This is a genomic window from Klebsiella sp. GB_Kp056 (assembly GCF_040064755.1).
GTDB lineage: Bacteria > Pseudomonadota > Gammaproteobacteria > Enterobacterales > Enterobacteriaceae > Klebsiella > Klebsiella quasipneumoniae.
This window is the reverse complement of record NZ_JBEAJA010000037.1, coordinates 63,145-76,775: the sequence shown is the minus strand read 5'-3', so window position 1 is coordinate 76,775 and position 13,631 is coordinate 63,145. Positions and strand designations below refer to the sequence as shown.

Below are 13,631 nucleotides of genomic sequence, written 5' to 3'. Positions count from 1 at the left end.
TTTACCGCACATTTCCAGCCCCTTTTTGCCTCAATTGCGCTCGTTTTTCCAGGCCAGCAGCGTGTCACGAAAGCGTTTTGCCAGCGCCCCCTGCTCATGGTGTTTCGACCACACCAGCCACATCTCCGACACCGCATCCTGTTCGTCAATCGGCAGCCAGCGCATTTCGCTGAGCTGCACGCGCTGAAAGGAGGCCGGCAGGATCGACACCCCCAGCCCGGCGGCCACCAGGCCAATAATGGTCATCGCCTCCCCCACCTCCTGGGCAATCACCGGCGTATGGCCGTAGCGGCGCAGCAGGCCAAGGATATCGTCATACAGGCCGGTACCGACGTGCGGGTCGAAAAAGACGAACGGCTCCCGCGCCAGCGCCGCCAGGCTGACCGAGGGCTGGCGGGCCAGCGGATGGTCCGCCGGGACCATCGCCAGCAGCGGCTCGCGCAGCACTCGCTGCCACGCCAGGGTGTCCGGCAGTTGGGTATTGCGCAACAGGCCGAGGTCGAGGGCTCCCTCGCTCAGCGGGACAATCTGTTCGCGGGTATTGGTCTCGCGGGTGAGAATATGCACATCCGGGTAGCGCTGACGAAACAGGGACAGCGTATCGGATACCGCCTTGATAAAAGGGGCCGAGGAGGTAAAGCCGATACGCAGTTCGCCCGTTTCCCCATGGTGCAGGCGGGCGGCGCGGGCGGCCGCGTCCTCCACCTGGGCGAGAATTTGTCGGCTGTCGGCGAGAAACTGTTTCCCCGCCGCCGTCAGGCTGACGCTGCGGTTGGTGCGGGCGAACAGGCGGGCGCCGGTCTGCTGCTCGAGGATCTGAATTTGCTGGCTTAACGGCGGTTGAGAGATGTTCAGTCGCGCCGCGGCGCGGCCAAAATGCAGCTCCTCGGCGACAGCGACAAAGTAGCGCAAATGACGCAACTCGATATTCATATTTAAAACGTCTTATTTGAGATTATTAATATATTAGACAGAATATTTACATTTTCATACCCTAAAAATGTGAGCTGAATGGTCACAACACTCTGTTGGTAAGCAGCAACTTCTACCCAAGGAATTCTCTGTGAGTCGTACAACAACCGTTGACACCGTGCCGGCGGGCGAGGTCAGCGTCGCTGGTGCATCCCGCCCGGATCCGTTTATTAAGCGCGGCACCCCGCAGTTTATGCGCGTCACGCTCGCGCTGTTCTCCGCCGGTCTGGCCACCTTCGCCCTGCTCTACTGCGTGCAGCCGATCCTGCCGGTGCTGTCTAACGAGTTCGGCGTATCGCCGGCCAGCAGCAGTATCTCTCTCTCCATTTCCACGGCGATGCTGGCGGTGGGCCTGCTGTTTACCGGCCCGCTGTCGGACGCCATAGGCCGCAAGCCGGTGATGGTCACCGCGCTGCTGCTGGCCGCCTGCTGCTCGCTGTTGTCGACCATGATGACCAGCTGGCACGGTATCCTGATTATGCGCGCCCTGATTGGCCTGTCGCTGAGCGGCGTGGCGGCGGTCGGTATGACCTACCTGAGCGAGGAGATCCACCCCAGCTTTGTGGCCTTCTCTATGGGACTTTATATCAGCGGCAACTCCATCGGCGGCATGAGCGGCCGCTTGCTCACCGGGGTCTTTACCGATTTTTTCGGCTGGCGCGTGGCGCTGGCGGTGATCAGCGGCTTCGCCCTGGCCGCGGCGATTATGTTCTGGCGAATCCTGCCCGAGTCGCGCCATTTCCGCCCGACCTCGCTGCGGCCAAAAACGCTGCTGATTAATTTCCGCCTGCACTGGCGCGATCGCGGCCTGCCGCTGCTGTTCGTCGAGGGTTTCCTGCTGATGGGGGCCTTTGTCACCCTGTTTAACTATATTGGCTACCGTCTGATGATGTCGCCGTGGTCGTTAAGCCAGGCGGTGGTGGGTCTGCTGTCGGTGGCGTATCTCACCGGGACCTGGAGCTCGCCGAAAGCGGGCGCCATGACCGTACGCTATGGCCGCGGTCCGGTGATGCTCGGCTTTACCGGCGTGATGCTCTGCGGCCTGCTGATGACGCTCTTTTCTTCCCTGTGGCTTATTTTCCTCGGCATGCTGCTGTTCTCCGCCGGCTTCTTCGCCGCGCACTCCGTCGCCAGCAGCTGGATTGGCCCGCGCGCGCGCCGCGCCCGCGGTCAGGCGTCATCGCTGTATCTGTTCAGCTATTATCTTGGCTCAAGCCTGGCGGGGACATTAGGCGGGGTGTTCTGGCATCGCTACGGCTGGAACGGCGTCGGCGGATTTATTGCGCTGCTGCTCCTTGCCGCGCTGTTGACCGGCACTTGCCTGTATCGGCGACTCAAATAATCGCGCGTGACGTGGCCTGCGGGCCACGTTTCACCACATGCCCATGATAGATGACAAGCCCATCAGCTCTCTGACGGCATCAACGGACAGTAAGGCAATAAACAGCCAGGTGAACGGATTCATAAACCACCCCCGAACCTCCAGACTTGCGTTATCGATCACAGTTTAGTCACGATGCGTTACCGATTTCTGCAATACTGCTCACAGAGCCACGCTTTTTTTCCTGCTATTACGCGGCTAATGCTTTACCCCGCCCCCTGTGCGCCACGCTCGACCCGCCAAGCGTATCAGGATAGTGTAGAGGCATACCGATAATCTGTTCATTCACCTGTCACGGACCGAACGCTACTATGACTGAAAATACGCCTTATCAGCAGCTTACCCGCACCTTTCAGCGCCTGTCGCGCTTTTCGCATCTCTCCGCTATCGCCGGCTGGGATATGTTCGCCATGATGCCTCCGGGCGGTAGCGCCGCCCGCGGCGAAGCGCTGGCGGAACTCGGCGTGCTACAGCATCAGATCCTGACCGATAAAAAAGTGGGCCAATGGCTGCAGGCGGCCCGCCAGCAGGATCTCAACGACCTCGAACAGGCCAACCTGCGGGAAATGCAGCGCCAGTACGATCAGGCGGCGCTGCTGCCGGAGAGCCTGGTGGAGGCCAAATCGCTGGCCGGTAGCCGTTGCGAACATGCCTGGCGCAGTCAGCGGCCGGCTAATGACTGGGCTGGCTTTGCCGATAATTTGCGCGAGGTGGTCAGGCTGAGCCGCGAGGAAGCGCAGATCCGCGCCGACGCCCGGGGCGGCTCACGCTATGACGCGCTGCTGGATATTTTCGAACCGGATATGACCAGCGCCCGGCTGGACAGCCTGTTTGCCGATCTCAAGTCCTGGCTGCCTTCTCTGCTGCGACAAGCGGTCGATAAGCAGGCGACGCGAACCTTGATCGCCCCGCAGGGGCCGTTCCCGATCCCTGAGCAGCGCGAACTGGGTCTGCAGGCGATGCGCATCCTCGGCTTTGACTTTGACGGCGGGCGTCTGGACATCAGCGCCCACCCGTTTTGCGGCGGCGTCCCTCAGGATGTGCGCATCACCACCCGCTACAACGAAAACGACCTGCTCAGCGCTCTGTTCGGCGTGATCCACGAGACCGGCCACGCCCGCTATGAGCAGAATCTGCCTCGCCCGTGGGTCGACCAGCCGGTAGGACTGGCCCGCTCTACTGCTATCCATGAGTCGCAGAGCCTGTTCTTCGAAATGCAACTGGGACGCAGCGAGCGCTTCCTGAAACGCCTGCTGCCGGCGGTGCGCGAACGCTTTGGCGATCGGCCGGCCTTTAGCGAGGAGAATTTCATCGCCTGGAACCAGCGGGTGAAACCAGGCTTTATTCGCGTTGATGCCGATGAGGTCAGCTATCCGGCGCATGTGATCCTGCGCTATGAAATTGAACGCGCGCTGATCGACGGCGAGATAGAGGTGGAAGATATTCCGTCGCTGTGGGATGAGAAAATGCAGCACTGGCTGGGACTGTCGACCACCGGCAACTACCGGGACGGCTGTATGCAGGATATTCACTGGACCGACGGCGGCTTCGGCTACTTCCCTTCCTACACGCTGGGGGCGATGTATGCCGCGCAGCTGATGGCCGCCGCCCGTCGCGCGCTGCCGACGTTAGACCGCGATATCGCGGAAGGGGATTTCAGCGCCCTGTTTGACTGGCTGCGGCAGAATATCTGGCAGCATGGCAGCCGCTTCACCACCTCGCAGCTGATCCAGCAGGCCACCGGCGAGGATCTTAACAGCCGCTACTTCCGCGACCACCTTACCGCCCGCTATCTGTGATCGTCCGCGCCGGGCTGCCCGGCGCGTCCTTCCACTCCCCGCCTTGTACATTCGGTTACACGCCGATACCAAACACTCACGGAAAGCCCGAAAAGACAAGCATATAGTGATTTCACCGGCCCCGCAGTGGGGTTGAAATTAAGAAAACTTTTCGAGGATATCAGAATGAAAAAAGTATTAGCTCTGGTCGTTGCCGCTGCTATGGGTCTCTCTTCCGCCGCTTTCGCTGCTGACGCAGTAAGCACCACTCAGGCGCCAGCTGCTACCCACAGCACTGCTGCCAAGACCACCCATCACAAAAAACACCATAAAGCCGCGGCCAAACCAGCTGCAGAGCAGAAAGCTCAGGCTGCCAAAAAACACAAGAAAGCAGAAGCTAAACCAGCCGCTGCCCAGAAAGCCCAGGCCGCTAAAAAACACAAAAAAGCAGAAGCCAAACCCGCCGCTCCGCAGAAAGCCCAGGCCGCGAAAAAGCACCACAAAGCTGCCGCTAAACCGGTAGCCCAGAAAGCTCAGGCAGCGAAAAAACACCACAAAACCACCAAACACCAGGCCGCTAAACCTGCTGCACAGCCGGCAGCCTAATTCCTCCCGGTGAACCAACCTTCTTAAATAATCGGCGCTGCTTCAGCGCCGTTTTTTCTGGAGAGCACTATGCTGCGGCGTTATCGTTTTGAGCTCATCCTGATCCTGTTAATCATTTGCGCAGTGGTTGCGACCCGCTTTTTCCTCTATTAATCATTTCGCCTTTCTCTCCCGTTTTGCCGCCTGGCTCAGACTTCCCGCAAGGTGAATGTCGCGCGAATATTGTTGCCCACCCTTATCACTCTCTTTTACCCTGCCGCTGCCAGCGGCGAAAATCATGCCCGGCGCCCGAAGACGCCAGACACGTTAGCAATACACCATCGCGCGCCTGGCCCCCACGCGGCGGCCAGACTCATCACATCGCACGTACCGCTTCCATCACCAGATAGCCGGTTGCGCCCCAGATGGCCACCGAGACCAGGGAAACATAGACCAGTGCGCGAATACCTTTTTTAGACATATACCCTCCGAACGCCGGGGAAATAGAATTCAGGCTATCATCGCCGGTATTACCTCTCTATTTACTCAACGGCCGGGTGACGGTAACAACGTTTTCGGTGAGAAAATGTTTCGCATTGAAAATAATTACGTGAGGCGTAAAGAAGTGCGAATTCTGGTGAAGTTCTGGCGGGTAAAAGTATTATTTTTGCGCATTATGCTGCCAAACCAGGAATAACCTCAAAGAGGTATTGCTGCATTATTCGCCAATTTCAGTACGTTCTGATACACGAATGTGCTTGCGCCAGACCGTGCTTTCTGCGGAAATAGCAGCAGAAGGTTAATGGTATTAACCGATTGAAATCAGAAGGTTTTACCCGCGCCAGAGCCCGTCGCGCGCAGATGAGACATGCCGTTTGGCCTGATTAGAATTATTGTTTACTTTCAAAAACTTAAATCTCCTGCTACTGTCAATAGACATCATAGCCTCCCCCAGAGAGTGATATGCGTAGAGACGTTCTGTTATTACTGTGTTCATTTTATCTGTTACCTCTGGGCGCACATGCCGAAGATAGCGGACTGAGCGCCAAAGATATTAAGACGTTGTTTTTCGGCCACGATGAGCGTAAAGCGGTGAGCCGCCCGGAGGAGAGTCCGTGGGACGCGATTGGCCAGCTGGAGACCGCCAGCGGCAATCTGTGCACGGCGACGCTCATCTCCCCCAACCTGGCGCTGACCGCGGGCCACTGCCTGTTAACGCCCCCGCGCGGCAAGCCGGACAAAGCGGTCGCTCTGCGCTTTATTTCCCGCAAGGGTAACTGGGTGTATGAGATCCACGGCATTGACGGACGCGTGGATCCCGGATTAGGCAAGCGTCTGAAAGCCGACGGTGACGGCTGGATCGTTCCCTCCGCCGCGGCGCCCTCGGATTTTGGCCTGATCGTGCTGCGCTATGCTCCCTCGGGCATCACGCCGATCCCGCTCTTCCCCGGCAGTAAGGCCGAGTTAACCGCCGCGCTGAAGGCGGCGGACCGGAAAGTGACCCAGTCAGGTTATCCTGAAGATCATCTGGACAATCTTTACAGCCATCAGGATTGCATCGTCACCGGCTGGGCGCAAAACAGCGTCCTGTCGCACCAGTGTGACACCCTGCCCGGCGACAGCGGCTCGCCGCTGCTGCTGAAAACCGCGGACGGCTGGCAAGTGATCGCCGTGCAAAGTTCGGCTCCCGGCCCGCAGGATCGCTGGCGGGCGGACAACCGCGCCATCGCGGTGACCGGCTTTCGCGATAAGCTGGAGGCGCTGGCCGGAGAGTAATTACTCCTGCTGCCGACGCCGCTGCAGCAGGTCGGCGATCGGCATCGGTTTACTGAAATAAAAGCCCTGTAGCCGGTCGCAACCGGCCCGCCGCAGCAGCGCCAGCTGTTGCGGATCTTCAACCCCCTCCGCCACGACCGTCATCCCCAGCGCGCGGGCGATGCGCACCGTGCCGCGCACCATCTCCGCCGCCTGCGCATCGCAATCCACCCGCCCGGCGAGGGATTTGTCAATCTTCAGGCTGTCAAAGCGAAAGCGGCGTAAATAGCCGATGCTGGAGTAACCGGTGCCAAAATCGTCCAGCGCCACGGCGATGCCCTGGGCCTTCAGATTCTCCACCACCGCCTGCGAACGTTCCGGATTTTCCAGCACATAACTCTCCGTCACCTCCACCTGCAGGCGCGACGGCGGAAAGCGGCAGGCAGCGACCGTTTCCATCACCCGGCTTTCAAACGCCGGATCGCGAAATTGCGCCGGCGAGATGTTCACCGACAGCAGCAGATCGCCCACCGGCTGCAGGTCGCTGCAGGCGCGTTGCAGGACGAACTGGCCGAGGGTGTCAATCAGGCCGCTACTCTCGGCAATGGCGATAAACGCATCCGGCGCCAGCGCACCCTGCGGGCGACGCGGCCAGCGCAGCAGCGCTTCAACGCCGGTCATCGCCAGCGTATCGGCATCGACCACCGGCTGATACCAGACCTCAAATTCATCCTGCTCCAGCCCCTGACGGATGCCATTCTCAATCATCAGCTGATGACGTCGCACGGCATCCAGCGCGTCGTCATACCAGGCCGTCCGCCCCTTGCCGCTCTTCTTGGCGTGGTACATGGCGATATCCGCCCGGCGAAACAGTTCGGTACTGGAGCATTCCGCCGGAGTACCGCTGGCGATGCCGATGCTGGCGCCGATATAAATTGTGCGTTTACTCAGCGCCACCGGCGCTTTAAGCAGCTCCAGCGCCGCCCAGGCGAACGCCGCGGCCCGGTCGATCGCCTGTTCGCCGCTCACCGCCATGGCGAACTCATCCCCGCCCATTCTTGCCAGCATGGCCCCCGCCGGCACCCGTTTTTGCAGCGCGCTGGCGATATGGCGGATCAGAGTATCGCCCACATCGTGGCCATAGTTATCATTCACATCCTTAAAACCGTCCAGATCGATAAACACCACGCACTGCATATCGTGCTTACTCGTGTCGCACACCTGGCTGAGCCGCAGCAGCAGCGCACGCCGGTTGGGCAGGCGGCTGAGCCAGTCAATCAGGGCGATCTCCCGCGCCTGACGTTCGCCGCGGGCCAGCTTATACATGCCGAGGCTGCTGAACAGAATAAACAGCAGGATCAGGCTGGCGGCCACCCCGGCGATGAGCCGCATACTGCCTGACGAGGCCAGGGCCGCTTCGGCGCCGGGCAGACGCGGCTGCCACGCCAGATAGCCCAGAACCTCGCCTCCCTGCGTGCGCAGCGGGATCCTGTGTTCGCCTGGGCCGTCGCTGAGATGCAGATGGCTTATCTGGAAGGTGTCGCCTAAACGCTCCAGCAGCTGAGGGCTGATGTGCCGGGTAATGACCAGATAGCGTCGGGTCTCGTCAGCCACCTGCAGCCGGCCGCTCGTCGGCCGTATCAGGCCGATGCCGACGAAAGCGATCCCGGCCTCGGTACGTGTGATGCCGGCGAAGGCGTTTTTCCCCTCGCGCAGAGCCTGTGCATGATAGCGGATCAGGCTGGTCAGCCCGGCGCCGAGAAATGAGAGGTCTGCCCGGGGCATGACCTGACTCTGAAAGGCGCCCCACAGGATGTGATAATGTTCATCAAGGACAAAGGTGCCGTCATACAGGTTATTGATTTTGAAGCCGGATCCCCAGGAGTCGTACAGCCATTTTTGATCCAGGCTGGGAGCGTAAGTCTGGGTCACCGCATCGTCCCAGATGGCATTGTCCAGCACCAGCGACAGCACCCGGTTGACCGAGGTCTGCACCGCCCCTTCCACCGACAGGACCGAGCGCTGCTGATCAATTTCATTGGATTTGCTGGCAATGAGGTGTTGCGAGAGGTAAAGCAGGGAGATCACCGACGCGGTGAGGCCGAGCCCGGCGAGAAAAATCATTATTGACAACGTCCTGGCGGAAGGAATTTTCCGCCAGCCGAAAGCTGTGAGCATGCGCAGTCCTCATCGTCACCGGGCACAATACCTGCGGGGCCGGTCTTGAGTAAGCATACTACAGCGAACCCGTTTTGCCGCCTGGCTTTGCAGGCGGCGCGACATCAAGCGAGTTTAATTAACACCATGCCGGCAACCAGCAGGATGACTCCCGCCCAGCCTTTGTTATTCAGGCGCTGGCCAAACAGCACCCAGCCGGCGGCGATGGTCGCCGCGATACCGAAGCCGCCCCACAGCGCATAGGCGACCGACAGATCGATGCCTTTCACCGCCTGCGACAGGGCGCTGAACGCGCCCAGCACCGCCGCCAGCGACAGAATGCCATAGACCTTGCGGCGGAAACCGTCGGAAAACTTCAAAAAGACGTTGGCAATAATTTCCAGAACAATGGCGATAGCCAGCCAGATGGCGTGGATCCACTCAAACTGCTGCATGAGCCACCTCCGGCTTCGACGACGCTTTTTTCTGGGTGCCGGACTTAATTAAGACGATCCCCACCACCAGGGTGGTCAGACCGGCTATTTTCAGCAGCGACAGGCTTTCATCAAACAACAGTACGCTGAACAGGGTGATCAGCAAAATACCAATCCCTTCCCATAACGCGTAGGCCACGCCGAGGGCAATTTTTTTAACCGCAAAGGCGAGAAAAATATATGACAGGGCAATCATGGCCAGCATTAAAATAAAGCCGGTATGCCCACCGCTAATGCTTGCCCATTTCATCGACAAGGTGCCGGTAATTTCAGCAATAATCGCTAAAGCTAATAAAATCCAATAAAACATGATCCCTTCTCCTGCTTGAGAATATAATCCATTACCGTTTACGCGACGCGTAAACAGGAAAATTTCTGACGTAGATTTCGCTGTGCGCTTGGCGCCAGCTCAGGCAGAAAGAAGGTGACTATAGCGCCGAATGCCAGTGCTGTTCGCCGGCAAAACGGGAAAAAGTGAGGGATACTGCGGGGTGATTTAAAATATACATCCTGAACTGATTGTCCATAAAATTACAATTATCCGCGGTGTTGCTTCTCGTCCGGTGCGGATGAAAATTGTCCTCAGTAGTTAAACACAGGTAGATTTGTAGCATAGTGCTACATTTTATTCAAAGACTTTGCAATTCTTTACGCCGCGGTTTTGCTGCAATGCGTTTTTTCTGAAAAAAAACGTCATTATGCTAATGTAACGCAACCTGTTAACAGGCAAGGAAGATTGAGGACGGGATCCTATGGCTAAACCTATTATTACACTTAACGGATTAAAGATGGTCATCATGCTGGGCATGCTGGTGATCATCCTGACCGGCATTCGCTTTGCGGCAGACATTATTGTCCCGTTTATACTCGCGCTTTTTCTGGCGGTGATTATTAATCCGCTGGTCCAGTTGCTGGTCCGCTGCCGGGTGCCACGCGTGCTGGCGATCTCATTGCTGATCGGCCTTATCGTCATGTTAGCCGTTGTGCTGCTGGCCTCGCTGGGGACTTCGCTTAACGAGCTGGCGCGCACCCTGCCGCAGTACCGCAACTATCTCTACGAACCGATGCAAACCATCGCTCCCTGGCTGCAGCGCCTGGGCTTTACCGTCTCGGTGGTGGAGCTTAACAAATACATCGACCCCAACGCCGTGATGACCCTGGTCACCGGTCTGCTCACTCAGCTGTCGAACGCCATGTCCTCGATTTTTCTGCTGCTGCTGACGGTGGTGTTTATGCTGCTGGAGGTTCCGCAACTGCCCGCCAAACTGCAGCAGCTAATGTCCCGCCCGGTAGAAGGCATGGGGGCCATTCAGCGCGCCATCGACAGCGTGTCGCATTATCTGGTGCTGAAGACCGCGATTAGCCTGGTCACCGGGCTGGTGGTCTGGGGCATGCTGGTTCTGCTGGACGTGCGTTTCGCCTTTATGTGGGGGCTGCTGGCCTTCGCGCTGAACTATATTCCCAATATTGGCTCCGTGCTGGCGGCCATCCCGCCGATCCTGCAGGTCCTGGTATTCGGCGGTCTGTACGAGGCGCTGGTGGTGCTGGCCGGCTATCTGATCGTTAACCTGGTGTTCGGCAATATTCTCGAACCGCGGATCATGGGGCGTGGCCTGGGACTCTCCACCCTGGTGGTATTCCTGTCGTTGATCTTCTGGGGCTGGCTGCTGGGTCCGGTCGGTATGCTCCTGTCGGTGCCGTTGACGATCATCGTCAAAATCGCCCTCGAGCAGACCAGCGGCGGCCAGAGCATCGCATTCTTATTAAGTGATGTGAGCAAAGAGTAACCCTTCCCCGGGCCGGCGACTGGCCGGCCCCCTCTCCCTGACACCTGTGGTAGACCACTACGCCTTTCGTATTATTGATCCTCATCACAAAGGGCCAATCACAATTGTTACTCTCAGGCTAACGATTGGCCGCCGTGCTTAATTGATGCTCCGCGCCTCGCATCGCACACTACCCTCCACCAGGACAAACAAAACGATTTGTCGAATCAGGAGGTTAATAATGAATGCCGAACAAACGACGGGGCGGGTCTGGAACCGTCGCCGGACGGAAAAGCAGCGGCGGCTGGCCGAGGCCAACATCCCCGGCAAAGTCATCCCCACTGACCAGCTGGTCAGCGTACTGGAAAACCTGATCGCCCCTGGCGACCGGGTGGTGCTGGAAGGCAACAACCAGAAGCAGGCCGATTTCCTCTCCCGCATGCTGGCGGAAGTCAATCCGCAGAAAATCCACGATCTGCATATGATCATGCCGAGCGTCGGTCGCAGCGAGCATCTGGACCTGTTTGAAAAAGGTATCGCCCGCAAACTCGATTTCTCCTTCTCCGGTACCCAAAGCCTGCGCATTTCGCAGCTGCTGGAAGATGGCCTGCTAGAAATCGGCGCCATTCATACCTATATCGAACTCTACTCCCGCCTGTACGTCGATCTGTCGCCCAACGTCGCGCTGATCGCCGGCTACAAAGCCGACCGTAAAGGTAACCTGTATACCGGGCCGAGTACCGAAGATACCCCGGCGCTGGTGGAAGCCGCCGCCTTCCACGACGGTATTGTTATCGCCCAGGTTAACGAACTGGTGGACGACGAGTGCGATCTGCCCCGCGTCGATATTCCCGGCTCGTGGATTGATTACGTGGTGGTCGCCGACAAGCCGTTCTTTATTGAACCGCTGTTCACCCGCGACCCGCGCCTGATTAAGCAAGAGCACATTCTGATGGCGATGATGGCGATCAAGGGCATCTACGCCGAGCATCAGGTGCAGTCCCTCAACCACGGGATCGGCTTCAACACCGCCGCCATCGAACTGCTGCTGCCGACTTACGGCGAACAGCTCGGTCTGAAAGGCAAAATCTGTAAACACTGGACCCTGAACCCGCATCCGACGCTGATCCCGGCGATCGAGAGCGGCTGGGTGGAGAGCGTGCACTGCTTCGGCGGCGAGCTGGGGATGGAAGAGTACATCCGCGCCCGTCCGGATATCTTCTTTACCGGCCCGGACGGCTCCATGCGCTCCAACCGCGCCTTCTGCCAGCTGGCGGGGCAGTACGCGGTGGATATGTTTATCGGTTCGACCCTGCAGGTTGATGGTCTGGCTAACTCCTCGACCGTCACCAGCGGCCGCCTTTCCGGCTTCGGCGGCGCGCCGAACATGGGCCACGATCCGCACGGCCGCCGCCACGCCACCCCTGCCTGGCTCAATATGATCACCGAGCCAGACCCCATGCAGCGCGGTAAAAAACTGGTGGTGCAGATGGTCGAAACCTTTCAGGCCGGGGTGAAGCCGACCTTTGTTGAGACCCTCGACGCGGTCGACGTCGCCAAAACCTCCGGCATGCCGCTGGCGCCGGTGATGATTTACGGCGATGACGTCACCCACGTGCTGACCGAAGAGGGTATCGCCTACCTGTATCGTGCGGAAAGCCTGGAAGAGCGCCGGGCGATGGTCGCCGCCGTAGCCGGGATCACCGACATCGGTCTCGGAGTGGACGCGAAACGCGTGGCTGCCCTGCGTCAGAGCGGCAAAGTGGTTTACCCGGAAGATCTCGGCATTCGCCGTAGCGAGGCCACCCGTTCGCTGCTGGCCGCCGGCAGCGTCGCCGACCTGGTGGAATGGTCCGACGGACTGTACAACCCACCGGCAAAATTCCGGAGCTGGTAATGAAAATTCTCTCCCCCCTGCACGCAGAAAGCCGCGTCAGCTGGCTGGCGGATACCGCCAGCGCCTGTCTGATTGACGAAGCCCGTCTGAGCCCGAAACCGGGTCTGGTCGACAGCCGCGGCAGCGGCGCGCATCAGGACCTCACGCTGGCGCTGATGGAACGCTCCGCCCGCAGCCTGCAGCCGACCTTCCACGCGCTGGCCCAGCAAAGCTGGCGCCGCCCGGCGGATATCGCGCTGCGCGAAACCGTCGGCCGCCTCGGCCGGGAAGGCGAAGCGCAGATGATGCAGGCCACCGGCGGGGTCAACACCCACCGCGGCGCCATCTGGGCGCTGGGGCTGCTGGTCAGCGCGGTAGCGATGTTGGGGGGAGCGGGTCATTCACAGGCGATCGCCGACACCGCCGCCGCCCTCGCCCGTCTGCCCGACGGCCTGGCGCCGAAAAGCTTCAGTAAAGGGCTACGCGCCTGCCGCCGCTGGCAGGTGCCGGGCGCGCGCGAAGAGGCGCAGCGCGGTTTCCCGCATATCACCGCCCTGGCGCTGCCGCAGTTACAGCAAAGCCGCGCCCGGGGCGCCAGCGAGCCGCAGGCGCGACTTGACGCGCTGATGGCCATCATGACCTCGCTGAGCGATACCTGCGTGCTGTCGCGCGCCGGCATGACCGGCCTGCAGACCATGCAGCAGGGCGCCCGCGCGGTGCTGGCGGCCGGCGGGTGCGCCAGCGTCGCCGGACGCGCCGCCCTGGCGCGGCTTGACGCGCAGATGCTGGCGCACAACGCCTCGCCGGGCGGCGCCGCCGATCTCCTTGCCGCCACCCTGTTTCTCGACCGGGTTGCCGGCTAACGCA

13 protein-coding genes are annotated in these 13,631 nt (G+C 59.8%); 8 read left to right on the top strand and 5 right to left on the bottom strand.

Annotated features, from left to right (window positions below; all coding sequences use genetic code 11):
- Positions 1 to 30: 30 nt before the first annotated feature.
- A complete protein-coding gene (locus tag ABLV52_RS04885; RefSeq protein ID WP_023289546.1) occupies positions 31 to 933 on the bottom strand; it encodes a LysR family transcriptional regulator in 903 nt (300 codons plus the stop codon).
- A gap of 130 nt (positions 934 to 1,063) precedes the next feature.
- On the opposite strand from ABLV52_RS04885, the gene ABLV52_RS04880 reads away from it, so the two are divergent.
- Positions 1,064 to 2,314, top strand: a complete 1,251-nt coding sequence (locus ABLV52_RS04880) for an MFS transporter (protein WP_023289545.1) — start codon at positions 1,064 to 1,066, stop codon at positions 2,312 to 2,314.
- Positions 2,315 to 2,344: 30 nt separating this feature from the next.
- On the opposite strand, the gene ABLV52_RS04875 is transcribed toward ABLV52_RS04880, so the two are convergent.
- Complete coding sequence (locus ABLV52_RS04875; RefSeq protein WP_004206050.1) at positions 2,345 to 2,437, bottom strand: hypothetical protein; 93 nt, start codon at positions 2,435 to 2,437, stop codon at positions 2,345 to 2,347.
- A gap of 227 nt (positions 2,438 to 2,664) precedes the next feature.
- On the opposite strand from ABLV52_RS04875, the gene ABLV52_RS04870 reads away from it, so the two are divergent.
- From ABLV52_RS04870 to ABLV52_RS04860, 3 genes are all read left to right on the top strand, one after another.
- The gene (locus ABLV52_RS04870; RefSeq protein WP_023289544.1) at positions 2,665 to 4,152 is read left to right on the top strand and encodes a carboxypeptidase M32; all 1,488 of its coding nucleotides are present in this window, start codon (positions 2,665 to 2,667) and stop codon (positions 4,150 to 4,152) included.
- A gap of 165 nt (positions 4,153 to 4,317) precedes the next feature.
- Positions 4,318 to 4,737, top strand: coding sequence for an acid resistance repetitive basic protein Asr (gene asr / locus ABLV52_RS04865; RefSeq protein ID WP_004206052.1), 420 nt, complete (start codon positions 4,318 to 4,320; stop codon positions 4,735 to 4,737).
- 942 nt (positions 4,738 to 5,679) lie between these two features.
- Positions 5,680 to 6,492 carry a serine protease gene (locus tag ABLV52_RS04860; protein WP_023289542.1) on the top strand — a complete coding sequence of 271 codons (813 nt, stop codon included), beginning with the start codon at positions 5,680 to 5,682 and terminating at the stop codon, positions 6,490 to 6,492.
- On the opposite strand, the gene ABLV52_RS04855 is transcribed toward ABLV52_RS04860, so the two are convergent.
- On the bottom strand, positions 6,493 to 8,649 hold the full coding sequence (locus ABLV52_RS04855; RefSeq protein WP_186977652.1) for a bifunctional diguanylate cyclase/phosphodiesterase: 2,157 nt from the start codon (positions 8,647 to 8,649) through the stop codon (positions 6,493 to 6,495).
- Between ABLV52_RS04855 and ABLV52_RS04850 the strand changes: the two genes are divergently transcribed.
- Positions 8,609 to 8,698, top strand: coding sequence for an ArsR family transcriptional regulator (locus ABLV52_RS04850; RefSeq protein WP_258315333.1), 90 nt, complete (start codon positions 8,609 to 8,611; stop codon positions 8,696 to 8,698). The two genes, ABLV52_RS04855 and ABLV52_RS04850, sit on opposite strands and share 41 nt — an antisense overlap.
- 55 nt (positions 8,699 to 8,753) lie before the next feature.
- On the opposite strand, the gene kpnF is transcribed toward ABLV52_RS04850, so the two are convergent.
- Positions 8,754 to 9,083: a multidrug efflux SMR transporter subunit KpnF gene (kpnF, locus tag ABLV52_RS04845; RefSeq protein WP_023289540.1), complete on the bottom strand. Its 330-nt coding sequence runs from the start codon at positions 9,081 to 9,083 to the stop codon at positions 8,754 to 8,756.
- The gene (gene kpnE / locus ABLV52_RS04840; RefSeq protein WP_032452729.1) at positions 9,070 to 9,432 is read right to left on the bottom strand and encodes a multidrug efflux SMR transporter subunit KpnE; all 363 of its coding nucleotides are present in this window, start codon (positions 9,430 to 9,432) and stop codon (positions 9,070 to 9,072) included. Before kpnE ends, kpnF begins: the two co-directional genes overlap by 14 nt.
- A 442-nt stretch (positions 9,433 to 9,874) precedes the next feature.
- On the opposite strand from kpnE, the gene ABLV52_RS04835 reads away from it, so the two are divergent.
- The 3 genes from ABLV52_RS04835 to ABLV52_RS04825 all read left to right on the top strand — a co-directional run bounded on the left by ABLV52_RS04835 (position 9,875) and on the right by ABLV52_RS04825 (position 13,627).
- The gene (locus ABLV52_RS04835; protein ID WP_023289538.1) at positions 9,875 to 10,909 is read left to right on the top strand and encodes an AI-2E family transporter; all 1,035 of its coding nucleotides are present in this window, start codon (positions 9,875 to 9,877) and stop codon (positions 10,907 to 10,909) included.
- 220 nt (positions 10,910 to 11,129) lie between these two features.
- A complete protein-coding gene (gene mdcA, locus ABLV52_RS04830; protein ID WP_348890079.1) occupies positions 11,130 to 12,785 on the top strand; it encodes a malonate decarboxylase subunit alpha in 1,656 nt (551 codons plus the stop codon).
- Positions 12,785 to 13,627, top strand: a complete 843-nt coding sequence (locus ABLV52_RS04825) for a triphosphoribosyl-dephospho-CoA synthase (protein ID WP_048297445.1) — start codon at positions 12,785 to 12,787, stop codon at positions 13,625 to 13,627. Before mdcA ends, ABLV52_RS04825 begins: the two co-directional genes overlap by 1 nt.
- The last annotated feature ends 4 nt before the right edge of the window (positions 13,628 to 13,631 follow it).